Below are 25,183 nucleotides of genomic sequence, written 5' to 3'. Positions count from 1 at the left end.
TCCTGGACCTAGGGAACGCGGGCGATCAGGTAACGGAACACGTTCGGCATCCACACGGTGCCGTCCTCGCGCCGGTGCGGATGCAGGGACTCCGTCAGCTCCTTGTCCACCTGCTTCGGGTCGGTCGCCGCGATCGCCGCGTCGAACAGGCCCGTCGACAGCAGACCGCGTGCGGCGCTGTCCACATCGGCGTACCCGAACGGGCAGGCCACCCGCCCCGAGCCGTCCGGCTTCAGCCCGGCCCGATGGGCGACCTCCTCCAGGTCGTCACGGCGGGCGGGGCGCCAGCTGCCCGCGCCGCGCAGCGGATCGGCCGGTTTCGTCGCCACCCGCAGCACCGAGGAGGTGGCGCAGCGCTCCGGCGGACCCCAGCCGGCCAGCACCACGGCCGCGCCGCGTCCGGCCAGCGGCAGCGCGGCCGCCAGCAGTTCGCCGAGCCCCTCGGAGTCGCCCGCCAGACAGCCGATCGGCTCGAAGACGGTCACCATGGTGTACGCGGGCGTCTCCGCGTCGGCCGCGTCCCCGGGTAACCCCTCGACGAGTTTCACGCCCGTACGCGCGCGCGTGCCGCGCGGTACCTCCGGCAGCAGTCGCTCGCGCGCCAGGGCGAGCCGTTCGGGGGAGGAGTCGACACCGGTGGCCGCGGCCCCTCTGGAGAGAGCCATCAGCAGGGCGAGCCCGGAGCCGCAGCGCAGGCCCAGCAGCCTTGTGGCCGGGCCCACTTCAAGTCGCTCGTAGACGGCCTCGTAGAGCGGCACCAGCATCCGCTCCTGGATCTCCGACCAGTCACGCGCGCGTGCGCACAGGTTCACGCGGGGTGGTACGGAACCCGCATGAGACAGGTGTTCCCGCACGAGCGTAGGTGTCATAGGTAAGCGCCCCAATCCGCCGACAGTTCGCCGCAGTGCCCGATTGCGTGGCCCCCGTGCCGTGCGCTCGCACTACCCACGTATGCCAGGTAACTCCCGGCTCGCGGTGCCGTCCAGGGGTCGTGGCACCCCGCTTGGAGCCGGCGCGCGTCTGTGGCGAGATTTCACATCCACGCAACCTGGGGGACGAGCCGGTGCCGGAGCCCGAGCAGGCGCGCGGTAACGTCGCCGTCGTCGCGGACGCTGAGTGAGACAGCGGCCCGTTCCGCGAGAGCGACCGAAAGGCCTCTTGCGCATCCATCGCTCCCAGCCACACGAGGCGTACATGCCGGGTCGTACGTCAGACTACGCACCGGCTTGGTATGAGCTGTGAGACTTCTCCGCAGATCAGCGCACCCGCCCTCGTCAGGACGCATCAGTGGCAACTGACGGGTACGTGCAAATTATTTGGGATGCCCCGGAATAGGAACACAGCGGCACCCCCGCTCGTTGTCATTACGTGAGCACGACACAGACACCACCTGTTCTCGCCGCAGAGCTGGCGCAGGCGTGGGCCGACATTCAGCGGTACCACCCCGAGCTGCCGGACCTTGCCGCGCCAGAGTCCCTGATCGGGGAGTCGTCGTCCGCGTGCGGTCACGAACTCTCCTTCGAGCGACTGCTCCACGAGGCAGTCCACGGCATCGCCGCCGCCCGCGGAGTCCGCGACACCTCCCGCGCCGGCCGCTACCACAACCGTCGTTTCCTCGCCATCGCCGAGGAGCTGGGCCTGGACCACCCCGAGGAACCGCACCCCAGCAGCGGCTTCTCCCTGGTCACGCTCAACCCCGAGGCGAAGCGACGCTACCGTCCGACGATCGAGCGGCTGCAGCGTGCCTTGAAGGCCCACACCGCAGCCACGTCCGCCGACACCTCCCGTACGTTCCGCGGCCCGGCCGCCCGCCACGGATCCTCCGGCGGCGGAGTCCGTGTCAAGGCGGTCTGCGACTGCGGCCGCAACGTCCGGGTGGTCCCGTCGGTCCTGGCCCAGGCCCCCATCGTGTGCGGCGGCTGCGGCAAGCCGTTCCGCATCCCGGAGGTCGTGGGGGCGGCGGCGAGCTAGGGGTACGGCTGCTCGTGGCAGCCGTACCCGGCTTCCCCCGCCGGGCCCCGCGCACCCGACGTACCTCACCTCCACGCCGGGTGCCTCCCAGGCATGCCCAAGCGCGGTTCACGCCCCCTCGGCCAGAAGCGACCCGCCGCGTATGGCACAATGGCTAGCTGTACTCGACAGCCGCACAGGACCCCTCTCTCCTCCGGCTGACGCGTCCGTCGGGCACTCGGGTACCGCAACCCCACGCGGCAGCTCGCCGTGCCCAACCACGTCAAATCCAGGAGAACCCACTCCCGTGGCAGTCAAGATCAAGCTGAAGCGTCTGGGCAAGATCCGTTCGCCTCACTACCGCATCGTCGTCGCCGACTCCCGTACCCGCCGTGACGGCCGGGCCATCGAGGAGATCGGCAAGTACCACCCGACCTACAACCCGTCGGTCATCGAGGTGGACGCCGAGCGCGTGGCGTACTGGCTCGGTGTCGGCGCTCAGCCGACCGAGCCTGTCCTCGCCATCCTGAAGAAGACCGGCGACTGGCAGAAGTTCAAGGGTGAGCCGGCCCCCGCGCCGCTGCTCGTCGCCGAGCCGAAGTCGGCCCGTCCGTCGTTCGAGGCTCTCGGCGGTGACGACGAGGGCAAGGGTGAGGCGATCACCCAGAAGAAGAAGGCTGAGAAGAAGGACGAGGCTGCGGCTGAGTCCGAGTCGACCGAGGCCTGAGCAGCATGCTCGAAGAGGCGCTTGAGCACCTCGTGAAGGGCATCGTCGACAACCCTGACGATGTGCAGGTCGCCTCGCGCGACCTGCGCCGCGGGCGCGTGCTGGAGGTCCGGGTCCATCCCGACGACCTCGGCAAGGTGATCGGTCGCAACGGCCGTACCGCCCGTGCTCTGCGTACCGTCGTGGGCGCCATCGGCGGCCGCGGTGTCCGTGTCGACCTCGTCGACGTGGACCACGTCCGCTGACGCTTCATCGCAACCGGCTCGGGCCGGGGAGGGCCACTGGGCCGTCCCCGGCCCGTAGTCGTACGACAGGAGATTTGGACACGTGCAGCTGGTAGTCGCGCGGATCGGCCGTGCCCATGGCATCAAGGGCGAGGTCACCGTGGAGGTACGCACCGACGAGCCGGAGCTGCGGCTCGCGCCGGGCGCCGTCCTGGCCACCGACCCGGCCTCCGCCGGGCCCCTCACCATCGCCACCGGCCGCGTCCACAGCGGCCGCCTCCTCCTGCGTTTCGAGGGCGTCGGCGACCGCAACGCCGCCGAGGCCCTGCGCAACACCCTGCTGATCGCCGAGATCGACCCCGAGGAACTCCCCGAGGGCGAGGACGAGTACTACGACCACCAGCTCATCGACCTCGACGTGGTGACCGAGGACGGCACGGAGGTCGGCCGGATCACCGAGATCTCGCACCTGCCCTCCCAGGACCTCTTCATCGTGGAGCGCCCGGACGGCAGCGAGGTGCTGATCCCCTTCGTGGAGGAGATCGTCACCGAGATCGACCTGGAGGAGCAGAAGGCGGTCATCGCGCCTCCGCCGGGCCTGATCGACGACCGCGCCGAGATCGCCTCCTCCAGGGACGACAGCGCATGAGGCTCGACGTCGTCACCATCTTCCCCGAGTACCTGGAGCCCCTGAACGTCTCCCTCGTCGGCAAGGCACGCGCGCGTGGACAGCTGAACGTCCACGTCCACGACCTGCGCACCTGGACGTACGACCGGCACAACACGGTCGACGACACGCCGTACGGCGGCGGTCCCGGCATGGTCATGAAGACCGGGCCCTGGGGCGACGCCCTGGACACGGTCCTCGCCGACGGCTACGAGAGCGGCGCTCAGGCTCCCGCGCTGATCGTCCCCACCCCGAGCGGCCGCCCCTTCACCCAGGAACTGGCCGTGGAGCTCTCCGAGCGCCCTTGGCTGATCTTCACCCCGGCCCGCTACGAGGGCATCGACCGGCGCGTCATGGACGAGTACGCGACCCGGATGCCCGTCTACGAGGTCTCCATCGGCGACTACGTGCTCGCCGGCGGCGAGGCCGCCGTACTGGTCGTCACCGAGGCCGTGGCCCGGCTGCTGCCCGGGGTCCTCGGCAACGCCGAGTCCCACCGGGACGACTCCTTCGCGCCCGGCGCGATGGCCGGCCTCCTGGAAGGCCCCGTCTACACCAAGCCGCCCGTCTGGCGTGGCCGGGACATCCCGGACGTGCTGCTCAGCGGCCACCACGGCAGGATCGCCCGCTGGCGCCGCGACGAGGCCCTCAGGCGCACGACCCGCAACCGGCCCGACCTCATCGAGCGCTGCGACCCCAAGGCCTTCGACAAGAAGGACCGCGAGATGCTCTCCATCCTGGGCTGGGCACCGGACCCGGAGGGTGAGCCGTACGGCCGATTTTGGCGCAGGACCGGTGACGTGGAAGAATAGACCGCTGTTGTGCGCCCGTCCGGCGTGCGCCCCTGCCACAGGGGGACACGACGCCCGTCCCGACCCGCACGGCACCCCTCTTGTACACCTAGTTTCCGTTGATGACCTGTGGCATCAGCGAAGAAAGCAGACGAAATGTCTCACCTGCTCGACTCCGTCGACGCCGCGTCGCTGCGCAGCGACGTCCCGGCCTTCCGCCCGGGTGACACCGTCAACGTCCACGTGCGCGTCATCGAGGGCAACCGCTCCCGTGTGCAGCAGTTCAAGGGCGTTGTGATCCGCCGCCAGGGTTCCGGTGTCCGCGAGACCTTCACGGTCCGCAAGGTCTCGTTCTCCGTCGGCGTCGAGCGCACCTTCCCGGTGCACACCCCGATCGTCGAGAAGATCGAGCTCGTCACCCGCGGTGACGTGCGTCGCGCCAAGCTGTACTACCTCCGTGACCTGCGCGGCAAGGCCGCGAAGATCAAGGAGAAGCGCGACAGCTGAGCGCTTTCCCGGGGTCACGGCGGAGCCGGATAGCATCTGGCTCCGATGGACACCGAAGCACAGCCGACGGAACGCGACCGCTCCTCCCATCCCGGTACTCCGGGGCCGGAGGGCCGGTCGCGTTCCGCGTTGGTGGCGCGGATCACCGAGTGGCTGCCGGGCGGCAGGATCACCCTCACCCTCTTCGTCTGCCTGGTGTTTTTGCTGCTCCTCAACGCTTTCGTGGTGCAACCGTTCCAGATTCCGAGCGGATCCATGGAACAGGGATTGAGGGTCGGCGACCGCGTCCTCGTAAATAAGTTGGCGTACCGTTTCGGTGCCCAACCGCGCCGCGGTGACGTGGTTGTCTTCGACGGCACCGGGTATTTCGGGGACGCCGACTACGTCAAACGCGTTGTGGGGGTGGGGGGAGACCATGTGGTGTGCTGCGACAAGGAGGGGAGGCTTGAGGTGAACGGCCGACCGGTCGACGAGACGGCGTTCCTCCATCCCGGGGACACCCCGTCCACCGTCCCCTTCGACGTCGTCGTGCCCGCGGGCCGCCTGTTCCTCCTCGGGGACCACCGCAGCGACTCCAGCGACTCCCGCGACCACCTCGGCTCGCCCGGCGGCGGCATGGTCCCCGTCGGCGAGGTCATCGGCCGGGCCGACTGGATCGTATGGCCGTACGACCATCTCACCCGTCTGCACCGTCCGGCCGCGTACGCGCGCGTGCCCGTTGCGGAGGGTGCGCATGGGTAACCGCGGCAAACCGCGCGGTGTGCCCGCCACGCCCGCCGACAACCTGCTGCCCACCGGGACCCGCCGCACCTCCGCGCCGGGCGGTGGCCGCACGCGCGCGGAGCGGCGCCAGCTCCAGCGCAAGGTGAAGCGCAAGCGCAGGCGTTCAGCCGTTCGGGAGATCCCTCTTCTGGTCGGTGTCGCCGTCCTCATAGCGCTGGTCCTGAAGACCTTCCTCGTCCAGGCGTTCGTGATCCCGTCGGGCTCCATGGAGCAGACGATCCGGATCGGCGACCGCGTCCTGGTCGACAAGTTCACCCCGTGGTTCGGCTCCAAGCCGCAGCGCGGGGACGTCGTCGTCTTCCACGACCCGGGTGGCTGGCTGGCCGACGAGCAGACGATCAAGAAGAACGACCCCATCGTGGTCAAGCAGGTCAAGGAAGGCCTCACCTTCATCGGCCTGCTGCCCTCCGACAACGAGAAGGACCTGATCAAGCGGGTGATCGGGGTCGGCGGCGACCACGTCAAGTGCTGTGACACGCAGGGCCGGGTCACCGTCAACGGCGCGCCGCTGACCGAAGGGGACTACCTGTACCCCGGCAACGCCCCCTCCTCCACTCCCTTCGACATCACCGTGCCCGAGGGACGGCTGTGGGTGATGGGCGACCACCGGGACAACTCCGCGGACTCCCGCGCCCACCAGAACACCCCGTACGGCGGCACGGTCTCCGAGGGCTCCGTGGTCGGCCGCGCCATGGTCATCGGCTGGCCCATCGGCCACTGGACCAGCCTCGATGAACCTAAAACCTTCGCAAGCGTCGCCAACTCCGTGTCGGGGTCGACCGCGGCCCCTCCGCTGTCGCATAGGGTTGCCTCCGACGATCCGAACGCAATGACCCATCTCCCGACCCCTGCGGAACTCCCGCTCGTTATGGGAGTGGTGGGCCTGCACCGTGGATGGGGCAGGCGGCGGCAGAGAGTAAGGAGTTGGCGTGGGGGATGTGGCGGTTGGCGCACGGTCGGGACACGGCGGCGAGGAGCACCGCGGGCACCCCGTGGAGGCGGACGTCCCCGCGCCGGACGGCGCCGTGACTTCCGGGAACTCCGACTTCTCGGCGGCCGACGGCGGCACGCCGGAGGGGGAGCGACAGCCCGGGACGCAGGGCGAGGGTACGGACGAGGGCGTACACCGGCCGAAGAAGCCGCGCTCCTTCTGGAAGGAGCTGCCGATCCTGATCGGCATCGCGCTGGTCCTGGCGCTGCTGATCAAGACGTTCCTGGTGCAGGCGTTCTCGATCCCGTCGGACTCGATGCAGAACACCCTCCAGCAGGGTGACCGCGTCCTGGTCGACAAGCTCACCCCGTGGTTCGGCTCCAAGCCCGAGCGCGGGGAGGTCGTCGTCTTCCACGACCCGGACAACTGGCTGAGGGGCGAGCCGACGCCCGAACCGAACGCCGTGCAGAAGGTCCTCAGCTGGATCGGTCTGATGCCGTCCGCCGAGGAGAAGGACCTGATCAAGCGGGTGGTCGGCGTCGGCGGCGACACGGTCGAGTGCAAGGACACCGGCCCGCTGACGGTCAACGGCAAGGCGCTGAACGAGCCGTTCGTCTACCCCGGCAACACACCGTGCAGCCAGGACGACCAGGGCGGCACGTTCAAGGTGAAGGTTCCCAAGGGCTTCATCTGGGTGATGGGCGACCACCGCCAGGACTCCCGCGACTCCCGCTACAACCAGTCCGACAAGAACCACGGCATGGTCCCCGTCGACAAGGTCGTCGGACGCGCCATCGTCAAGGCCTGGCCGATCAACCGGTGGGGCACCCTGCCGGTCCCGGACACCTTCGACCAGGGCCTGGACCACAAGTCCTCCGCGGCGGCGTCCCTGTCGGTGGCGCCGGAGGGTGTCGCGGTGGCGGCCGTCCTGCCGGTGGTGGTGTGGCGGCGCAGGCGGGCGGACCGCCTGGAGTCCAAGAAGCGGTAAGCAGTGGCCTGCGCTGCGAAAGAGGGGCTGCCCCTGCTCGGTACTGCCGGGTAGGGTGCGGGTCCATGGGTGGCGAGAGCACGACGCGTACGGCCCCGCGCAGCGGGAGCACAGGCATGGCACAGGCCGGCGGCAGCCGGGTCGGGCAACGGCTGTCCGGGCTGGCCGTGGCGCTGGGCCTGGTGCTGTTCCTCGGAGGGTTCGGCTGGGGAGCGCTGGTCTACCGGCCGTACACCGTGCCCACCAGCTCGATGACCCCGACGATCGACATCGGCGACCGGGTGCTGGCCCAGCGTGTCGACGGCGGTGACGTGAAGCGCGGCGACGTGGTCGTCTTCCGCGACAAGAACTGGGTCGCCAACGCCAACGTGGTCAAGCGCGTCGTCGCGGTCGGCGGCGACACCGTCTCCTGCTGCACCGACGGCAAACTCACCGTCAACGGCAAGCAGATCGACGAGCCGTATCTGCCCAAGGGCAGCCTGGCCGAGATCAAGAACTTCCCGACGGTGACCGTCCCCAAGGGCCGGCTCTTCCTGCTCGGTGACGAGCGCCAGGGCTCCCTGGACTCCACCGCCCACCTCACCGACGCCGCCCGCGGCACCGTGTCCCGCGATGCCGTCTCCGCCCGTGTCGACACCGTCGTCTGGCCCATGAAGGGCATGCTCAAGCGCCCCACCGGCTTCCAGACCCTGGGTGCCCTCTCCCAGCCGGGCCCGATCAAGACCATCAAAATCCTGATCGTCGCCGGTGCCGTCCTGGTCCTCGCCGGGGGCGCCTACGGCCCGATCGCCAAGCGACTGGGCCGCTCCCGTGCCCGGAGCGGCGCGGAGCCCGCCGGTGCCCGCTGAGACCACGCGGACCGGCGAGGACACGCACGAGGGCGGTCTGCGCAGGGTCGCCCGGGTGGTCCTGCTCGACCCCCAGGACCGCATCCTCCTGCTGCACGGCCATGAGCCGGACGACCCGGCCGACGACTGGTGGCTCACCCCCGGTGGCGGTCTGGAGGGCACCGAGACGCGCGAAGAGGCCGCACTCAGGGAACTCGCCGAGGAGACCGGCATCACCGACGTCGAACTCGGGCCCGTGCTGTGGCGCCGGCGGTGCTCCTTCCCGTTCGCGGGCCGCCGCTGGGACCAGGACGAGTGGTACTACCTGGCCCGTACGACCCGGACGACCACCGCGGCGCTGGGCCTGACCGAGCTGGAGCGCCGCAGTGTCGCCGGAGCGCGCTGGTGGACGTGTCGGGAACTGACCCGGGCACATGAGACGGTGTATCCGACCAGACTCGCCGAGCTGCTGCGCAGGCTGCTCGACGAAGGTCCCCCGGCCAGGCCCGTGACCCTCGACACGGAAATCGTCTGAGGGCTCGTCGGACTGGCGCACAATGGTGGGATCGCACGGCTGAAGGGGAACATGCCATGAGCGCCGAGGACCTCGAGAAGTACGAGACCGAGATGGAGCTGAAGCTCTACCGGGAGTACCGAGATGTCGTCGGTCTGTTCAAATACGTGATCGAGACCGAGCGGCGCTTCTACCTCACCAACGACTACGAGATGCAGGTGCACTCGGTCCAGGGCGAGGTGTTCTTCGAGGTGTCCATGGCCGACGCCTGGGTCTGGGACATGTACCGGCCGGCCCGTTTCGTGAAGCAGGTGCGCGTCCTCACGTTCAAAGACGTGAACATCGAGGAGCTGAACAAGAGCGACCTCGAGCTTCCGAGCGGCTGACGACCTGCTGTTTCCCCTTTCGGGTGGCGGGCTTTTCCACAACCTCCGAGTAATTCACCAAGATCCACTTCTTCTGGTGCGATGCGTGACGGTTGGCGCCGGAGGTGGTGCCGACATGAGCAAGGCACGCAGTGGACTCGGCAGGTACGGCGAGGATCTGGCCGCGCGGCGCCTGGCCGCGGCCGGTATGACGATCCTGGAGCGCAACTGGCGCTGCGGGCGGGCCGGCGAGATCGACATCGTGGCCCGGGACGGGAACACGCTGGTCGTCTGCGAGGTGAAGACCCGCAGGGGCGGCGCTTTCCAGCACCCGATGGCCGCAGTGACACCCGGGAAGGCCCGACGCCTGCTGGTCCTCGCCGAACGCTGGATCCAGAGCCACGGAGGAGCCCCACCGGGAGGCGTCCGCATCGACCTGATCGGCGTCCTCCTGCCCCGCCGCGGCGCCCCGTCCGTCGAGCACGCGCGGGGGGTGTCCTGACATGGGATTCGCCCGTACGTGCTCGGTGGCCCTGGTGGGCGTCGAGGGGGTGGTCGTCGAGGTCCAGGCCGACCTGGAACCCGGAGTGGCGGCCTTCACCCTGGTGGGCCTCCCGGACAAGAGCCTGACGGAGAGCCGGGACCGGGTTCGGGCGGCGGTGGTGAACTCGGGCGGCGAGTGGCCGCAGAAGAAGCTCACCGTCGGACTCAGCCCGGCGTCCGTGCCGAAGGCCGGCTCCGGATTCGACCTGGCGGTCGCCTGCGCGGTGCTCGGTGCCGCCGAGCGCATCGACCCCCGGGTCCTCGCCGACATCGTCATGATCGGAGAACTCGGCCTGGACGGCCGGGTCCGGCCGGTGCGGGGCATCCTGCCCGCGGTTCTCGCGGCCGCCGGCGCGGGCTATGAGCAGGTGGTCGTACCGGAGTGCGCCGCCGCCGAGGCCTCGCTGGTCCCGGGCGTGTCGGTGCTCGGCATCCGCAGCCTGCGGCAGCTGATCGCCGTACTGACCGACGAGCCCGTCCCCGAGGAGCAGCCCGACGACCAGGGGCGCCCGGATCCCCTGGCCGGCCTGCGGATGCCGGGCACCGGCGCGGCCACCGGCATGTACGGCGTCGGCGCCGCGCAGCACGAGCAGGACCACGACCTGGCCGATGTCGTGGGCCAGACCTCGGCGCGTACGGCCGTGGAGGTGGCCGCCGCCGGCGGGCACCATCTGTTCCTCGAAGGCCCGCCGGGGGCGGGCAAGACCATGCTCGCCGAGCGTCTGCCCGCCGTGCTTCCCCGGCTCACCCGGGAGGAGTCGCTGGAGGTCACGGCGGTCCACTCGGTGGCCGGGCTGCTGCCTCCCGGCAAGCCGCTCGTCGACGTCGCGCCCTACTGCTCCCCGCACCACTCGGCCACCATGCAGTCGCTCGTCGGCGGCGGCCCGGGCATCCCACGCCCCGGTGCCGTGTCCCTGGCCCACCGGGGCGTGCTGTTCCTGGACGAGGCGCCCGAGTTCCACAGCCAGACCCTGGACGCCCTGCGGCAGCCCCTGGAGTCCGGACACGTCGTGATCGCGCGCAGCGCGGGCGTGGTCCGGTTCCCCGCCAGGTTCCTCATGGTCCTGGCAGCCAACCCCTGCCCCTGCGGACGCTTCTCCCAGCGGGACTCCCGGTGCGACTGCCCGCCGTCGGCGATCCGCCGTTACCAGGCGCGGCTGTCCGGTCCCCTGCTGGACCGCGTGGACCTGCGGGTCGAGGTCGATCCGGTCACCCGCGCCCAGCTCACCGAACCCGGCGCCCGGGGCGAGTCCACCGCCACCGTCGCCGACCGGGTCCGGGCGGCCCGGGAGCGGGCGGCCGCCCGGCTCGCCGGAACCCCCTGGCGCACCAACGGCGAGGTGCCCGGCCGGGAGCTGCGCAGCCGCTTCCACGCCGTCGCCGGCGCGATGGACGAGGCCGAACGCAACCTCGAGCGGGGCGTGCTCACGGTCCGCGGGATCGACCGGGTGCTGCGCGTCGCCTGGACGGTCGCGGACCTCGTCGGCCACGACCGCCCGGACGCCACCGATGTCTGCCTCGCCCTGCAACTGCGCACCGGAGTGCCGCGGGGCGTGCCCATGGCCATCGGGGCCCTGACATGACCGCGGGCGGCGACCCGGACGCGGAGCTGCTGGACCGGGTCTTCCTCGCTCGGGTCGTCGAACCCGGGGACGAAGTCGGGGGGCGGTGGTTGCGGGAGTTCGGGTTGGGGGAGGTGGTGCGGCGCTTGCGGGACGGCGCGCAGCCTCTGCCGGGCGTGAGCGGGACGCGCTGGGGCGGGCTGGTGGCCCGGGCGAGGCGGGCCGAGCCGGAGCGGGATCTCGAGGTGGCGCGGTGCGCCGGAGTGCGGTTCGTGTGCCCGGGGGATGCGGAATGGCCGGGCCAGCTCGATGATCTCGGGGACGCGCGGCCCATGGGGCTGTGGGTGCGGGGGCGGCCCAGCCTGCGGATGTGGGCGCTCAGGTCCGTCGCCGTCGTGGGGGCGCGCGCCTGCACCGAGTACGGCGCCCATGTGGCGGGCACACTGGCCTCGGGGCTCGCCGAGCTCGGCTGGGTGGTCGTCTCGGGCGGTGCCTACGGGATCGACGGGGCCGCCCACCGCGGCGCCCTCGCCGCCGGCGGGGCCACCGTCGCCGTCCTGGCCTGCGGCGTCGACCGGCCCTACCCCCGTGGCCACACCGCCCTGATCCACCGGATCGCCGAACAGGGTCTGGTGGTGGGCGAGTTGCCACCCGGAGATCATCCGACGCCGAGCCGGTTCATCCTGCGGAACAGAGTGATCGCGGCCCTGACCAGGGGCACCGTCGTGGTGGAGGCCGCCTGTCGCAGCGGCTCGCTGGTCACCGCGCGGGCCGCCGCGCGCCTGGGCAGGTTCACCATGGGCGTGCCCGGGCCGGTCACCAGCGGACTCTCCGCCGGCGTCCACGAACTGCTGCGCGGCGAGGCCGTCCTGGTCACCGACGCCGCCGACGTGGTCGAACTCGTCGGCGACATGGGTGAGCTGGCCCCGCCGCGGCGGGGACCGGTTCTCCCGCGCGACCTGCTGGAACAGGCTTCCCGGTCCGTCCTCGCCGCCCTGCCCGCAGACCGCGCGGCCCCCGCCGACGAGATCGCGTGCGGCGCGCGCACCACGCTGGACGACGCGATCGCGAGACTGTACGAACTCCGGGCACTTGGTTACGTCGAACGACACGGCGATGGCTGGAAGTTGACACGCCAGGCGGTGAGCTCGGCCCGGAGTGCCCGGGGATCATGCTGACCCAGCGTGTTCGGCCGTCCGGGGGAACCCCCTATGTCCTTGGGAATTCCCGGAGTTGGCGACTACGCCCGGTCACGCAGAGCGTGTCGTGGGGTGCGGTGGTGTGCCCGGTGGAACGGGCTCGCGCAGGGGTGGAGCCTCGCTGTTCGCACACCGCGACTCCTCAGTCACGCTACGCTCACGAAAGCCCGGGCGCAGACCGCGCCAACTCGACATCAGACCGACAGCTCACCCAGGCGGCCCACTTCCCCCAGGACCACCCACCACACCCCACCTCCGCTCGCTTCTCCCACTTGACGGCAGAACACGGCACTTCACGGCAGAACGGCACAAGGCGACGAATGCCCCAGCACACCTCCGGGTCCGACCGGGCGGCGATCCCCCCAGCCGCCCGCGACGGTGGCAGCGTGCGGCCGCCCGCTCCCTCGACGCTCGACGAGCTGTGGCGGTCGTACAAGGCGACGGGGGACGACCGGCTGCGGGAGCAGCTGATCCTGCACTACTCGCCGCTCGTCAAATACGTGGCGGGCCGGGTGAGTGTCGGTCTGCCGCCCAATGTGGAGCAGGCCGACTTCGTCTCCTCGGGAGTCTTCGGGCTGATCGACGCGATCGAGAAGTTCGACGTCGAGCGGGAGATCAAGTTCGAGACCTACGCGATCACCCGGATCCGGGGCGCGATGATCGACGAGCTGCGGGCGCTGGACTGGATCCCGCGGTCCGTCCGGCAGAAGGCACGGAACGTCGAGCGGGCCTACGCCACGCTGGAAGCGCGGCTGCGGCGCACCCCGACGGAAGGGGAGGTCGCCGCCGAGCTGGGCATGGAGGTCGACGACCTCCATGCCGTGTTCAGCCAGTTGTCGCTGGCCAACGTGGTCGCCCTGGAGGAGCTGCTGCACGTCGGTGGCGAGGACGGCGACGGGCTGAGCTTCATGGACACGCTGGAGGACACCGCCGCCGACAACCCCGTGGAGGTGGCCGAGGACCGTGAGCTGCGGCGGTTCCTCGCGCGGGCGATCAACACGCTGCCCGAGCGGGAGAAGACCGTGGTCACCCTCTATTACTACGAAGGGCTCACCCTCGCCGAGATCGGCAACGTGCTCGGGGTGACCGAGAGCCGGGTCAGCCAGATCCACACCAAGTCGGTGTTGCAGCTGCGGGCCAAGCTGGCGAGCTTCGGGCGATGATTCCTCCCTTCCGGCCTGGCTGGTCCGTAAAGTGGTTGACGTGCCAAGGATTCGAGCGGCCTCCGTGGCCGAGCACCGGTCGATGCAGCGAGCCGCCCTGCTGGACGCGGCTCGAACCCTGCTGTCCGAGGGCGGGACGGAGGCGCTGACCTTCCCCGCGCTGGCCGAGCGCACGGGGCTGGCGCGGTCGTCCGTGTACGAGTACTTCCGCTCGCGGGCCGCCGTGGTCGAGGAGCTGTGCGAGGTCGACTTCCCCGTGTGGGCGGCGGAGGTCGCGGCCGCGATGGAGCGGGCGTCGTCGGCCGAGGGCAAGGTCGAGGCGTATGTACGCCGGCAGCTGGCGCTGGTCGGGGACCGGCGGCACCGGGCCGTGGTGGCGATCTCGGCGAGCGAGCTCGACGCGGGAGCACGGGAGAAGATCCGGGCCGCCCACGGTGGGCTGGTCGCGATGGTCGTCGAGGCGCTCGGGGAGATGGGGCACGAACAGCCTCGGCTGGCGGCGATGCTGCTGCAGGGGGTCGTGGACGCGGCTGTGCGGCGGATCGAACTGGGGGCGGCGGAGGAACCCGCGGTGGTGACGGACGCGGCCGTGGCGATGGCGCTGCGGGGTGTGCGCGGCTGACGTCGGTCGTCAGCCCCCGGCTACCCGGGGAGCGGTACGCCCAGCACCGGCAGCAGCCTCGACGGGCCCCTGTGCAGCAGCCACGGGGGCAGCAGGGACAACGGGTTCAGATAGCTCTCGCCCCGCAGCAGGCCCCAGTGCACGCACGTCGCCGGACCGCAAGGGGAGCCTGTCGGCTCCACCGTCCCCACCACCTCTCCCGCCCCCACCACATCCCCCTTCTTCACGGACGGACTCACCGGCTCGTACGTGGTCCGCAGGTCGGTCCCGGTCAGTTCCACCGCCACCACGCCCCGTCCCGCCACCCGGCCGGCGAAGGACACCCGGCCGGGCGCCACCGCCCGTACGGGAGAACCGGCCGCCGCGGCCAGGTCGACACCCCGGTGGCCCGGCCCGTACGCCGTCGCCGGCGGCTCCCAGCCTCGTAGCACCACCGGCCTGACCCCCACCGGCCAGCCGCGCCCGATGGCCGGAACCGGTGCCGCGGGGGACTGCGGGGCCCTCGCCGGCGGCGGAGGTGCCGGATCCGGGGTGTCCGCCCAGGCCAGAGAAGCCGACACACTCGCCGCCACGCCCAGGAACAAACCCGCCCACAAGGTCACGCATTGCATCACTCGTCGCATGCGAAAACCCTCCACCACCTTCGCCGGTCATGGCCGGGATCTGTGGACAACTCATCGGTTGTGGGCAGCGGCGTCACCCGGTGCCCCGACGGTCCCGTACACTTCTTCTGGCGATCCGGGTCACCGGGTCGACTTCGCACGCCCCGGTACGGCACCCGGAAACGGTTCGTACCAAGCGCCCCTCGGTCCCTTGCGGCACGGCGCATCGCGGGCGTCAGGCGCGTCCGCCGTCCGGCGGGCGCGGCACAACCGAGAAATTCAAGGAGATACGGCCATGGCCGTCGTCACGATGCGGGAGCTGCTGGAGAGCGGCGTCCACTTCGGTCACCAGACCCGTCGCTGGAACCCGAAGATGAAGCGCTTCATCTTCACCGAGCGCAACGGCATCTACATCATCGACCTGCTCCAGTCGCTGTCGTACATCGACCGCGCCTACGAGTTCGTCAAGGAGACCGTCGCCCACGGCGGCACGGTCATGTTCGTCGGCACGAAGAAGCAGGCGCAGGAGGCCATCGCCGAGCAGGCCACCCGCGTCGGCATGCCCTACGTCAACCAGCGCTGGCTGGGCGGCATGCTCACCAACTTCTCGACCGTCTACAAGCGTCTGCAGCGCCTGAAGGAGCTCGAGCAGATCGACTTCGAGGACGTCGCGGCCTCCGGTCTGACCAAGAAGGAACTGCTGGTCCTCTCCCGCGAGAAGGCCAAGCTGGAGAAGACCCTCGGTGGTATCCGCGAGATGCAGAAGGTGCCCAGCGCCGTCTGGATCGTGGACACCAAGAAGGAGCACATCGCCGTTGGTGAGGCCCGGAAGCTGAACATTCCGGTCGTCGCGATCCTCGACACCAACTGCGACCCCGATGAGGTCGACTACAAGATCCCGGGCAACGACGACGCGATCCGCTCCGTCACCCTGCTCACCCGCGTGGTCGCCGACGCCGTCGCCGAGGGCCTCATCTCCCGCTCCCGCGTCGCCACCGGCGACAAGGGCGAGAAGGCCGCTGCCGAGCCGCTCGCCGAGTGGGAGCGCGACCTGCTCGAGGGTGAGAAGAAGGACGAGGCTCCGGCCGCCGAGGCCGCCGCCGAGGCTGCTCCGGCCGCCGAGGCCGCCGAGGCCGCCGCCGAGGCTGCTCCGGCCGAGGCTGCGCCCGCCGAGGCTGCTCCGGCCGCCGAGGCTGCTCCCGCCGAGGCCGAGAAGGCCGCCGAGGGCGAGCAGGCCTGACGTCAGCGTTGACGGCGGGGGCGGTACCGCATCCAACAGCGCCTCCGGCGCGGTGAAGTCCGCCCCCGCTGTTCACCCGTAGGTGGGTGCGCAGTCCGCGATCCGCGTCACTCCATGTGGAACGCAGACCGTACTGATCTCCGATCTCCGAAGACTTCGAGAAAGACTCACAGACTCATGGCGAACTACACCGCCGCCGACGTCAAGAAGCTCCGTGAGCTCACCGGCGCCGGCATGATGGACTGCAAGAAGGCGCTGGACGAGGCCGAGGGCAACGTCGACAAGGCCGTCGAGGCGCTGCGCATCAAGGGCCAGAAGGGCGTCGCCAAGCGCGAGGGCCGCTCCGCCGAGAACGGCGCCGTGGTCTCCATCATCGCGGATGACAACTCCTCCGGCGTCCTGGTCGAGCTGAAGTGCGAGACGGACTTCGTTGCCAAGGGTGACAAGTTCCAGGCCGTGGCCACGGCCATCGCCGAGCACGTCGCCAAGACCTCTCCGGCCGACCTCGAGGCCCTGCTCGCCTCCGAGATCGAGGCCGGCAAGACCGTCCAGGCGTTCGTGGACGAGGCCAACGCCAACCTCGGCGAGAAGATCGTCCTGGACCGCTTCGCGCAGTTCTCCGACGGCTACGTCACCGCCTACATGCACCGCACCATGCCCGACCTGCCCCCGCAGATCGGTGTCCTGGTCGAGCTCGACAAGCCGAACGCCGAGGTCGCCAAGGGCGTCGCCCAGCACATCGCCGCCTTCGCGCCGAAGTACCTCTCCAAGGAGGACGTCCCGGCCGAGGTCGTCGAGTCCGAGCGCCGCATCGCCGAGGAGACCACCCGCGCCGAGGGCAAGCCCGAGGCCGCGATCGCCAAGATCGTCGAGGGTCGTCTCAACGGCTTCTTCAAGGACGCCACGCTGCTCGGCCAGCCGTACGCGCTCGACAACAAGAAGTCGGTCCAGAAGGTGCTGGACGAGGCCGGTGTCACCCTGAAGCGCTTCACGCGCATCAAGGTCGGCATCTGAGTCCGTACCGCGATCGACGCGCGACCCCGATAGGGTCGACAGCAGTCGTCCGCGCACACCGCCACACCCGGGCACGTGGCGGACGGCAGCAGATCTGACGAGGAGGCCATTGCCGCGCATGGGAGCGAAAAACGACCCCATCGGCAATGGCCTTCTTCGTATGTGCAACACGTGAAAGAGGCGGGATCTCCATGACCACCAAGGCCCAGAAGAGCGACGACGGCAAAGTACACGGCCGGTTTCTGCTGAAGCTGTCCGGAGAGGCCTTCTCCGGTGGTGGGGGCCTGGGCGTGGACCCGAACGTGGTGCACAAGATCGCCCGCGAGATCGCGGCCGTCGTCCGCGACGGGGCGCAGGTCGCGGTCGTGATCGGCGGCGGCAACTTCTTCCGCGGCGCCGAACTGCAGCAGCGCGGCATGGACCGTGCCCGCTCCGACTACATGGGCATGCTCGGCACCGTGATGAACTGCCTCGCCCTCCAGGACTTCCTGGAGAAGGAGGGCATCGACAGCCGGGTGCAGACCGCCATCACCATGGGCCAGGTCGCCGAGCCGTACATCCCGCTGCGCGCCGTGCGCCACCTGGAGAAGGGCCGCGTGGTCATCTTCGGCGCCGGTATGGGCATGCCGTACTTCTCCACCGACACCACCGCCGCCCAGCGCGCCCTGGAGATCGACGCCGAGGCGCTGCTCATGGGCAAGAACGGTGTGGACGGGGTCTACGACTCCGATCCCAAGACCAACCCGGACGCCGTCAAGTTCGACGCCCTCGGCTACGGCGAGGTCATCACCCGCGACCTCAAGGTCGCCGACGCCACCGCGATCACGCTGTGCCGCGACAACAAGTTGCCGATCCTCGTGTTCGAGCTCCTCGCGGAGGGCAATATCGCGCGGGCCGTCAAGGGTGAGAAGATCGGCACGCTGGTGGGAGACCAGGGCAGCCGGGACTGACCGGCACGCCCCCTTCGCCCGGGGTACGACACCTGTCCGGGGGACGGACGGGACGCACCCTGGCCGGGGGATGGACAATGTCCTGCCGGTCGGGAACCGTGCAGGAAGAAGACGCGACGCAGCCGGCCGCCGCCCCGATGAGGAACCGCAGCCGGGCCTTACTCAAGACACGCAGGAGCAAGTGGTGATCGAAGAGACCCTCCTCGAGGCCGAGGAGAAGATGGAGAAGGCCGTCGTGGTCGCCAAGGAGGACTTCGCCGCGATCCGCACCGGCCGTGCGCACCCGGCGATGTTCAACAAGATCGTGGCCGACTACTACGGCGCCCTGACGCCGATCAACCAGCTGGCCTCGTTCTCCGTACCGGAGCCGCGCATGGCGGTCGTGACGCCGTTCGACAAGAGCGCGCTGCGCAACATCGAGCAGGCGATCCGCGACTCGGACCTGGGCGTCAACCCCAGCAATGACGGCAACATCATCCGAGTGGTGTTCCCCGAGCTGACCGAGGAGCGCCGCCGCGACTACATCAAGGTCGCCAAGGGCAAGGCCGAGGACGCCCGGGTCTCCATCCGTTCCGTGCGCCGCAAGGCCAAGGATGCCATCGACAAGCTGATCAAGGACGGCGAGGTCGGCGAGGACGAGGGCCGCCGTGCGGAGAAGGAGCTCGACGACTCCACCCACAAGTACGTGGCCCAGGTGGACGAGCTCCTGAAGCACAAGGAAGCGGAGCTGCTCGAAGTCTGATGAGCGACTCTTCCTGGGGGCCGTCGCCGACGGGGCATGCCGGGTACTGGGGGCCCACCGAGGGTGGGCCTGCCCAGGGGGCTGCCCCGGCGGGGCCCGCGTACGATGCGCCTGAGGCGCAGACTCGCCCCATGCCCATCGTGCCCGACGCCCCCGCCTATGGCGGGGACCAGGACGGTGACCGGGGGGCCGCTCGGCTGGGCGGCCCCTTGGTCCGAGACGAGACGCCGTACGCACCGCAGCACCCCGCACCGGGTCCGACGCCGAACCCGACGCTGAACCCCACGCAGAGTCCGACGCAGAATCCGGAGCCCATGCCCGACGCCCCGCAGCCGGCGCCAGCGCCGCAGAAGAAGAGCGCGGGCCGTGACCTGAGCGCGGCCATAGGGGTCGGCGTGGGGCTCGGTGTGCTGATCGTCGCCTCCCTGTTCGTCGTCAAGGCCGTGTTCGTCGGTGTGATCGCGGTTGCCGTGGTCGTGGGGCTGTGGGAGCTGACCAGCAGGCTGCAGGAGCGCAAGGGCATCAAGGCGCCGCTCGTGCCGCTCGCGGTCGGCGGTGCGGCCATGGTGGTCGCCGGGTACGTGCGGGGTGCCGAGGGCGCATGGGTCGCCATGGCGCTGACAGCGCTGGCCGTGCTGGTCTGGCGCATGACCGAGCCACCGGAGGGTTACCTCAAGGACGTCACGGCGGGCGTCTTCGCCGCGTTCTACGTGCCGTTCCTGGCCACGTTCGTGGCGCTGATGCTCACCGCCGACGACGGTCCCTGGCGTGTGCTGACCTTCCTGCTCCTGACGGTCGTCAGCGACACGGGCGCGTACGCGGTCGGCTGGCGCTTCGGCAAGCACAAGCTCGCCCCGCGCATCAGCCCCGGCAAGACCCGCGAGGGGCTGTTCGGCGCGGTGCTGTTCGCCATGGTCGCGGGCGCGCTGTGCATGCAGTTCCTGATCGACGACGGCAGGTGGTGGCAGGGTCTGCTGCTGGGCCTCGCGGTCGCCGGCAGCGCCACCCTGGGCGATCTTGGCGAGTCCATGATCAAGCGAGACCTGGGCATCAAGGACATGGGCACCTTGCTTCCCGGTCACGGCGGCATCATGGACCGGCTGGACTCCCTCCTGCCGACCGCTCCGGTGGTGTGGCTGCTGATGGTGGTGTTCGTCGGCTCCCCGTGAGCGCCGTGGCGCGTGCGGCTTCCGGGCCTCGTCCTGAGCGCAGGGCGGGGCCCGTTGCGCTGCCGGATGTCGCAGATCCTAGCTGTCGTCGGCGTCCCAGTCGGCCAGCGGCAGGCCCTCGGGCGTGGTGATCTCCAGGACCGTGCAGCCCATGAGCCGTACGGCGGCGAAGAGCCGGTCGCGGGCCGCGACCCGGTCGCCGGGCGGGAAGGCGACGCGGATCTGGTGCGGGCGGGAGCGGTCGTAGGTGAGGTGCCAGTCCGTGTCGGCGGTCGCGAAGTGGTCCTGGCCGTTGGCGCCGTCCTCGGACTGCCACGAGCCCCGGTCCAGGGTCGGCGCGAGCACGTCCCGCAGGATCCGCAGCCGCTCGGCGTACGGCCGCGGGCCCTCGGACAGCCGCAGACATCGGTTCTGCCGGGGCAGGAACGCGTTGAACCAGGGCGCGAGGTCCGGTTCCATGTCCGCCAGCACGGTGGAGCGCAGGCGTCCGGTCACCCATCCCTCGATGAACCCGGCCGTGCTCAGCGCGTGCTCCTCCCGCCCGACGCCCCGCCCCTCGACCACGACCGGCCACCGGTCGGGATCTGCTGCCTCGGTACGCCAGCACAGCCGGTCGGCGTCCAGGGTGCCGCCCCAGACGAGCAGGCCGTCGTACCGCTCGAGACCGTTGTGCGGGCTCGTCCCGAACGGCGTGCGCAGATACAGGTAGTCACAGAACTCGCCCCAGCCGTACGTCTCGGCGAGCAGCTTGTAGTCCGCGGGAAGCCGCACCCCGAGCCGCGCCTCCACCTCGGCCCAGTCACCGCGGGCGTCGACCGGGACGGCCGGTGGGGGAACGAGCCGGGCGAGGGCGTCCAGGCCCGTCATGGCAGCTCGGCCCGGGCGAGCACCCGCGCGGCCGGCTCCCCGGTACGCCGGGCGAACTCCAGCCGCTCCCGCACCTCGCGCGGGGTCCGCGGCCGGTACCCGGGGCCCCCGCCGCAGACCTTGTGGAAACCCAGGCGCGCGTGCAGCAGCACCGTGAGCGTCCGCCGGGCGGCCCGGTCCCGCTTCGGTGGCGCCGCGAAGGCCGAGCCCGCGTACATGAGCGCGCCGGCGGAGCCCGGACAGACGTGCGCCCGCCACGGGTCGTGGGACTGCTTGTACGACACCCGGCAGGACAGGCACACGTACGAGGTCTTCGCGGCAGGCATGGCCTCAGCGTAAGGAGCCGCGGGGTGCCGGCCAAGCAGGTTTCGACGGTCACCTGTGGCCGGTACTCGCCTCAGGCGGTGGTGTTGGTGCGGATGGCGGCGATGTCGAACTGGAGGCGGACCTTCTCGCTCACCATGGCCCCGCCCTGGGCCAGTCTGGCGTCGTAGGTCAGCCCCCAGTCGGAACGGTTGATGGTGGTCGTGCCGTCGAAGCCGACACGCTCGTACCCGAACGGGTCGGTCACATGACCGATGTAGGTGAGCTCCAGGGCGACGGGGCGGGTGGTGTCCTTGATGGTGAGATCGCCGGTCATGCGGTAGACGTCCTTGCCCGCGAGCTGCACGGCGGAGCTCGTGAAGGTCATCCGCGGGTACGCCGCGGCGTCCAGGAACTGGCGGCCGACCAGATGCGCGTCGCGCTGCTCCACACCTGTGTCGACGCTGGCCGTGTACAGCACGATGTCGGCCCGGGAGCGCGCCGGATCGCGGCCGTCGAAGTACAGGCGGCTCTCGTACTCCGTGAAGGCGCCCCGCACCGTCGTCACCATTGCGTGCCGCACGGAGAAACCGATCCTGCTGTGCGCGGGGTCGATCAACCACTCTCCGGTGAGGCTCCCCAGGGCGGGATCGGGCGGAACAGCGGCACCACCGGCCACTGGGGCGGCGGTCGCCACCGGCGCGGCGGACGGCTCCACGCGCCGATGGTGAGAGTTGCGGCCGAAAAAGTTCATAGCGCACCTTGTTACGTCAGGGCGAGTGGCTCGAACAAGGGCCGACCAGGAAACCCGACCGTTCATCGGCAGAACTTCACAGGTTGTGGCCCGCACCCGAGCCACGGGACGCGCGCAGCAGGTCACCCGATGGGATCTGCGACGCTGGTGGATCCTGCCCGGCTCGCCCGCAGCTTATGGGGCCATGATCACTCGCCTCATGGCAGCTCCGGCCCCAAAGTCGCTGATAGGCGTGTTCCCCGCGTGTTCCTAAGCAGCGAGGACCAACGGGCTGAGCGTCGCGTAACCCCAACTCCGCAAGATCGAGAGCGGCGGCCATGTGTGCGTACTCAAAGTTGAGCCCTTCCGCCGTTTCATGGGCAGGCTCGGAGATGAAGAGAAAGGTGGTTGTGGCGGCCAGGGCTGCTCCGGCCTTGTCCTTGGTCGGCTTAGAGTCGCTTGTCACGAGGCGGCTGTATCGAGTGGTCGGGCGGTGCGCAAGATCCGCGGCGCCCTGTCCGCCGGCCTCTCCGCCCCAGCCGCTCCGCCTGGTCCATGGCTGCGCTGACGACCAGCGTCACAGGCCATTGGCCTTCCCACCGGCGCCCCGGTCACTGTTACGAGAAGGGGCCAAGCGGACACCGTCGAGCACATGGGCAGGGAGAATGGCCCCATCGGCTGGGCCGTCTGTGGGCCGTCCGCGGGCGATCAGTGACGACCGGTGACGGCCAGGAATGACAGTCGGCCGAAGCGTGAGCCGCAGGTCACCCAAGTGGATCTGCGACACTGGTACCACCATGCCCAAGCCCGGAGAACTCACTTTCGTCGCCCCGCGCGGAGCCAAGAAGCCGCCGCGGCATCTCGCCGACCTCACGCCCGCCGAGCGCAAGGACGCCGTGGCCGAGATCGGTGAGAAGCCGTTCCGTGCCAAGCAGCTCTCGCAGCACTACTTCGCGCGGTACGCGCACGACCCCGAGCAGTGGACCGACATCCCGGCCGGCTCGCGGGACAGGCTGCGCGAGGCGCTGCTGCCGGAGCTGATGACCGTCGTACGGCATCTGTCGACCGACCAGGGGACGACGCGCAAGACGCTGTGGCGGCTGTTCGACGGGACGCTGGTCGAGTCCGTGCTGATGCGGTACCCGGACCGGGTCACCATGTGCATCAGCTCGCAGGCGGGGTGCGGGATGAACTGCCCGTTCTGCGCCACCGGACAGGCCGGTCTCGACCGGAATCTGTCCACCGCCGAGATCGTCCATCAGATCGTCGACGGTATGCGGGCCCTGCGGGACGGGGAGGTGCCCGGTGGACCGGCGCGGCTTTCCAACATCGTCTTCATGGGGATGGGGGAGCCGCTCGCCAACTACAAGCGGGTCGTGGGCGCCATTCGGGCGCTCACCGATCCCGCGCCGGACGGGCTCGGGCTCTCGCAGCGGGGCATCACCGTGTCGACGGTCGGGCTCGTGCCCGCCATTCACCGGCTCTCCGACGAGGGCTTCAAGTGCCGGCTCGCGATCTCCCTGCACGCGCCCGACGACGAGCTGCGCGACACCCTCGTCCCCGTGAACACGCGGTGGAAGGTGCGCGAGGTGCTGGACGCCGGGTTCGAGTACGTGGAGAAGTCCGGACGCCGGCTGTCCATCGAGTACGCGCTGATCCGTGACATCAACGACCAGGCCTGGCGCGGCGACCGGCTCGGGCGGCTACTCAAGGGCAAGCCCGTGCACGTCAACCTGATTCCGCTGAACCCGACGCCGGGGTCGCAGTGGACCGCGTCGCGGCCCGAGGACGAGAAGGCGTTCGTGGAGGCCATCGCCGCCCATGGTGTGCCTGTCACCGTCCGGGACACCCGGGGGCAGGAGATCGACGGGGCGTGTGGTCAGCTCGCGGCCACCGAGCGGTAATCTGACCACGTCCACATATCTTTATATTCCGACAGGGGAGCGCCACAGCGCTGAGAGTGCGGCAACCGGGCCGCAGACCCTCTGAACCTCGCCCAGGTCATTCTGGGTAGGAAGTTCGGTCACCACTCAAGCTGTTGCGCCCTGCCCGGGCCTCCCTCGCGGAGCCCGGGCAGGGCCGCGTCTCTTCCTGGCCAACCCCAGGAGGACATCCAGTGCACAACAAGACCTTCGTGGCCGCGGCGGTCGGGCTCGGCCTCGTCACCGTGTCCGCCCTGACCGGGTGCGGGTCGACGGACGCCAAGGGGTCCACGGACTCCAAGACCGTGACCCTGGTCAGCCACGACTCGTGGGCCGTCTCCAAGAAGGTACTCAAGGACTTCGAGAAGCAGTCCGGGTACAAGGTCAGGGTCCTCAAGAGCGGCGATGCCGGTCAGGCCGTCAACAAGGCGGTCCTGACCAAGGACAACCCGCAGGGCGACGTTTTCTTCGGCGTGGACAACACCCTGCTGTCCCGGGCCCTCGACAACGGTCTGTTCCAGCCGTACGAGGCGAAGGGGCTCGGCGCGGTCGGTGCCCAGTACCAGCTGGACCAGGGCAAGCACCGCGTCACGCCGATCGACTTCGGCGACATCTGCGTCAACTACGACAAGGCCTACTTCAGTGCGCACAAGCTGACGCCGCCGCAGACCTTCGCCGATCTGGCCAAGCCCGAGTACAAGAACCTCCTCGTCACCGAGAACGCCGCCACCTCCTCGCCGGGCCTCGGCTTCCTGCTCGGCAGCGCCGCGCAGTACGGCGACCACGGCTGGCCGGACTACTGGAAGAAGCTCAAGGCCAACGGCGTCAAGGTCGTCGACGGCTGGGAGCAGGCCTACTACCAGGAGTTCTCCGGCTCATCCGAGGGCAAGAAGGCGGGCGGCGACCGGCCGCTCGTGGTGTCGTACGCCTCCTCCCCGCCCGCCGAGGTGATCTACGCCAAGAAGCGGCCCAGCACCGCCCCGACCGGCGTGGCGACCGGTACCTGCTTCCGGCAGATCGAGTTCGCCGGGCTGCTGAGCAACGCGCAGAACACCAAGGGCGGCAAGGCGTTCATCGACTTCCTGCTCTCCAAGGAGTTCCAGCAGGACATGCCGTTGAAAATGTTCGTGTACCCGGTGGTGAAGGGCGCCGCGGTGCCCGCCGAGTTCACCAAGTACGGGCCGGTGGCCAAGAACCCCGAGACCATGGCCCCCGGCAAGATCGCCGCCAACCGTGATCAGTGGGTCAAGTCGTGGACGTCGCTCGTACTGAAGTAGC

General features: G+C 70.1%; 28 protein-coding genes, 1 pseudogene and 1 riboswitch. Of the genes and pseudogenes, 24 read left to right on the top strand and 5 right to left on the bottom strand.

Annotated elements, in window-relative coordinates:
* Positions 1 to 8: 8 nt before the first annotated feature.
* Positions 9 to 869, bottom strand: coding sequence for a class I SAM-dependent methyltransferase (locus ACFZDC_RS20810; protein ID WP_391325800.1), 861 nt, complete (start codon positions 867 to 869; stop codon positions 9 to 11).
* Positions 870 to 1,368: 499 nt separating this feature from the next.
* Here ACFZDC_RS20810 and ACFZDC_RS20805 point away from each other — a divergent pair, with 499 nt between their 5' ends.
* The 17 genes and pseudogenes from ACFZDC_RS20805 (at position 1,369) to ACFZDC_RS20725 (ending at position 14,363) form a co-directional block, all read left to right on the top strand.
* The gene (locus ACFZDC_RS20805; protein ID WP_391325798.1) at positions 1,369 to 1,971 is read left to right on the top strand and encodes a hypothetical protein; all 603 of its coding nucleotides are present in this window, start codon (positions 1,369 to 1,371) and stop codon (positions 1,969 to 1,971) included.
* Between the two features lie 286 nt (positions 1,972 to 2,257).
* The gene (rpsP, locus tag ACFZDC_RS20800; RefSeq protein ID WP_189956177.1) at positions 2,258 to 2,677 is read left to right on the top strand and encodes a 30S ribosomal protein S16; all 420 of its coding nucleotides are present in this window, start codon (positions 2,258 to 2,260) and stop codon (positions 2,675 to 2,677) included.
* 5 nt (positions 2,678 to 2,682) lie between these two features.
* Complete coding sequence (locus tag ACFZDC_RS20795; protein ID WP_005479813.1) at positions 2,683 to 2,922, top strand: RNA-binding protein; 240 nt, start codon at positions 2,683 to 2,685, stop codon at positions 2,920 to 2,922.
* Between the two features lie 82 nt (positions 2,923 to 3,004).
* Positions 3,005 to 3,550 (top strand): ribosome maturation factor RimM, encoded by a 546-nt coding sequence (rimM, locus tag ACFZDC_RS20790; protein WP_391325796.1) that lies wholly within the window; start codon positions 3,005 to 3,007, stop codon positions 3,548 to 3,550.
* Positions 3,547 to 4,380 (top strand): tRNA (guanosine(37)-N1)-methyltransferase TrmD, encoded by an 834-nt coding sequence (gene trmD / locus ACFZDC_RS20785; RefSeq protein WP_391325794.1) that lies wholly within the window; start codon positions 3,547 to 3,549, stop codon positions 4,378 to 4,380. Before rimM ends, trmD begins: the two co-directional genes overlap by 4 nt.
* A 135-nt stretch (positions 4,381 to 4,515) precedes the next feature.
* A complete protein-coding gene (gene rplS / locus ACFZDC_RS20780; RefSeq protein WP_225099275.1) occupies positions 4,516 to 4,866 on the top strand; it encodes a 50S ribosomal protein L19 in 351 nt (116 codons plus the stop codon).
* A 45-nt stretch (positions 4,867 to 4,911) separates the two neighbouring features.
* Positions 4,912 to 5,607, top strand: a complete 696-nt coding sequence (lepB, locus tag ACFZDC_RS20775) for a signal peptidase I (RefSeq protein WP_391325792.1) — start codon at positions 4,912 to 4,914, stop codon at positions 5,605 to 5,607.
* Positions 5,600 to 6,688, top strand: a pseudogene (lepB, locus tag ACFZDC_RS20770) (signal peptidase I); the annotation flags it as partial. The gene lepB (ACFZDC_RS20775) and the pseudogene lepB (ACFZDC_RS20770), both read left to right, overlap by 8 nt.
* Entirely contained in the window at positions 6,579 to 7,568 is a 990-nt protein-coding gene (gene lepB, locus ACFZDC_RS20765) for a signal peptidase I (protein ID WP_391325790.1), read from the top strand. The pseudogene lepB (ACFZDC_RS20770) and the gene lepB (ACFZDC_RS20765), both read left to right, overlap by 110 nt.
* A 65-nt stretch (positions 7,569 to 7,633) precedes the next feature.
* On the top strand, positions 7,634 to 8,416 hold the full coding sequence (gene lepB, locus ACFZDC_RS20760; RefSeq protein ID WP_391325788.1) for a signal peptidase I: 783 nt from the start codon (positions 7,634 to 7,636) through the stop codon (positions 8,414 to 8,416).
* The gene (locus ACFZDC_RS20755) at positions 8,406 to 8,930 is read left to right on the top strand and encodes an NUDIX domain-containing protein (RefSeq protein ID WP_391325786.1); all 525 of its coding nucleotides are present in this window, start codon (positions 8,406 to 8,408) and stop codon (positions 8,928 to 8,930) included. The genes lepB (ACFZDC_RS20760) and ACFZDC_RS20755 overlap by 11 nt, the downstream gene beginning before the upstream one ends.
* A gap of 56 nt (positions 8,931 to 8,986) precedes the next feature.
* Entirely contained in the window at positions 8,987 to 9,295 is a 309-nt protein-coding gene (locus ACFZDC_RS20750; RefSeq protein WP_003993268.1) for a DUF2469 domain-containing protein, read from the top strand.
* 85 nt (positions 9,296 to 9,380) lie between these two features.
* Positions 9,381 to 9,776, top strand: a complete 396-nt coding sequence (locus ACFZDC_RS20745; protein ID WP_391325784.1) for a YraN family protein — start codon at positions 9,381 to 9,383, stop codon at positions 9,774 to 9,776.
* A 1-nt stretch (position 9,777) separates the two neighbouring features.
* Entirely contained in the window at positions 9,778 to 11,400 is a 1,623-nt protein-coding gene (locus ACFZDC_RS20740) for an ATP-binding protein (RefSeq protein ID WP_391325782.1), read from the top strand.
* On the top strand, positions 11,397 to 12,557 hold the full coding sequence (gene dprA / locus ACFZDC_RS20735) for a DNA-processing protein DprA (protein WP_391325780.1): 1,161 nt from the start codon (positions 11,397 to 11,399) through the stop codon (positions 12,555 to 12,557). The genes ACFZDC_RS20740 and dprA overlap by 4 nt, the downstream gene beginning before the upstream one ends.
* Before the next feature lie 341 nt (positions 12,558 to 12,898).
* Entirely contained in the window at positions 12,899 to 13,741 is an 843-nt protein-coding gene (gene whiG / locus ACFZDC_RS20730) for an RNA polymerase sigma factor WhiG (protein WP_391325777.1), read from the top strand.
* Between the two features lie 64 nt (positions 13,742 to 13,805).
* On the top strand, positions 13,806 to 14,363 hold the full coding sequence (locus tag ACFZDC_RS20725; RefSeq protein ID WP_391326087.1) for a TetR family transcriptional regulator: 558 nt from the start codon (positions 13,806 to 13,808) through the stop codon (positions 14,361 to 14,363).
* 20 nt (positions 14,364 to 14,383) lie between these two features.
* Here the strand turns inward: ACFZDC_RS20725 and ACFZDC_RS20720 are convergent, their stop codons facing one another.
* Positions 14,384 to 14,986, bottom strand: coding sequence for a peptidoglycan DD-metalloendopeptidase family protein (locus tag ACFZDC_RS20720; protein WP_391325775.1), 603 nt, complete (start codon positions 14,984 to 14,986; stop codon positions 14,384 to 14,386).
* A 274-nt stretch (positions 14,987 to 15,260) separates the two neighbouring features.
* Between ACFZDC_RS20720 and rpsB the strand changes: the two genes are divergently transcribed.
* The 5 genes from rpsB to ACFZDC_RS20695 all read left to right on the top strand — a co-directional run bounded on the left by rpsB (position 15,261) and on the right by ACFZDC_RS20695 (position 20,080).
* On the top strand, positions 15,261 to 16,205 hold the full coding sequence (rpsB, locus tag ACFZDC_RS20715; RefSeq protein ID WP_391325773.1) for a 30S ribosomal protein S2: 945 nt from the start codon (positions 15,261 to 15,263) through the stop codon (positions 16,203 to 16,205).
* Positions 16,206 to 16,382: 177 nt separating this feature from the next.
* Positions 16,383 to 17,219 (top strand): translation elongation factor Ts, encoded by an 837-nt coding sequence (tsf, locus tag ACFZDC_RS20710; protein WP_391325771.1) that lies wholly within the window; start codon positions 16,383 to 16,385, stop codon positions 17,217 to 17,219.
* Between the two features lie 191 nt (positions 17,220 to 17,410).
* The gene (gene pyrH / locus ACFZDC_RS20705) at positions 17,411 to 18,169 is read left to right on the top strand and encodes a UMP kinase (RefSeq protein ID WP_391325769.1); all 759 of its coding nucleotides are present in this window, start codon (positions 17,411 to 17,413) and stop codon (positions 18,167 to 18,169) included.
* A gap of 184 nt (positions 18,170 to 18,353) precedes the next feature.
* Positions 18,354 to 18,911, top strand: coding sequence for a ribosome recycling factor (gene frr, locus ACFZDC_RS20700; protein ID WP_391325767.1), 558 nt, complete (start codon positions 18,354 to 18,356; stop codon positions 18,909 to 18,911).
* On the top strand, positions 18,911 to 20,080 hold the full coding sequence (locus ACFZDC_RS20695; RefSeq protein WP_391325765.1) for a phosphatidate cytidylyltransferase: 1,170 nt from the start codon (positions 18,911 to 18,913) through the stop codon (positions 20,078 to 20,080). The genes frr and ACFZDC_RS20695 overlap by 1 nt, the downstream gene beginning before the upstream one ends.
* Positions 20,081 to 20,158: 78 nt before the next feature.
* On the opposite strand, the gene ACFZDC_RS20690 is transcribed toward ACFZDC_RS20695, so the two are convergent.
* The 3 genes from ACFZDC_RS20690 to ACFZDC_RS20680 form a co-directional block, all read right to left on the bottom strand.
* Positions 20,159 to 20,947 (bottom strand): SMI1/KNR4 family protein, encoded by a 789-nt coding sequence (locus ACFZDC_RS20690; RefSeq protein WP_391325763.1) that lies wholly within the window; start codon positions 20,945 to 20,947, stop codon positions 20,159 to 20,161.
* Positions 20,944 to 21,273, bottom strand: coding sequence for a deoxyxylulose-5-phosphate synthase (locus tag ACFZDC_RS20685; protein ID WP_391325761.1), 330 nt, complete (start codon positions 21,271 to 21,273; stop codon positions 20,944 to 20,946). Before ACFZDC_RS20685 ends, ACFZDC_RS20690 begins: the two co-directional genes overlap by 4 nt.
* A gap of 71 nt (positions 21,274 to 21,344) precedes the next feature.
* Positions 21,345 to 22,004, bottom strand: coding sequence for a YceI family protein (locus ACFZDC_RS20680; RefSeq protein WP_391325759.1), 660 nt, complete (start codon positions 22,002 to 22,004; stop codon positions 21,345 to 21,347).
* Positions 22,005 to 22,780: 776 nt separating this feature from the next.
* Between ACFZDC_RS20680 and rlmN the strand changes: the two genes are divergently transcribed.
* Together rlmN and ACFZDC_RS20670 are read left to right on the top strand one after the other, a co-directional pair.
* Entirely contained in the window at positions 22,781 to 23,887 is a 1,107-nt protein-coding gene (gene rlmN / locus ACFZDC_RS20675) for a 23S rRNA (adenine(2503)-C(2))-methyltransferase RlmN (protein WP_391325757.1), read from the top strand.
* 23 nt (positions 23,888 to 23,910) lie between these two features.
* A riboswitch (TPP riboswitch) is annotated at positions 23,911 to 24,018 on the top strand.
* Between the two features lie 81 nt (positions 24,019 to 24,099).
* Complete coding sequence (locus tag ACFZDC_RS20670) at positions 24,100 to 25,182, top strand: thiamine ABC transporter substrate-binding protein (RefSeq protein WP_391325755.1); 1,083 nt, start codon at positions 24,100 to 24,102, stop codon at positions 25,180 to 25,182.
* Position 25,183 lies beyond the last annotated feature (1 nt).

Origin of the sequence: Streptomyces sp. NPDC007905 (assembly GCF_042959345.1) — a bacterium.
Taxonomy (GTDB): domain Bacteria; phylum Actinomycetota; class Actinomycetes; order Streptomycetales; family Streptomycetaceae; genus Streptomyces.
Note: the sequence above shows the minus strand (reverse complement) of the source record. Positions and strands in the feature narration are given on the sequence as shown.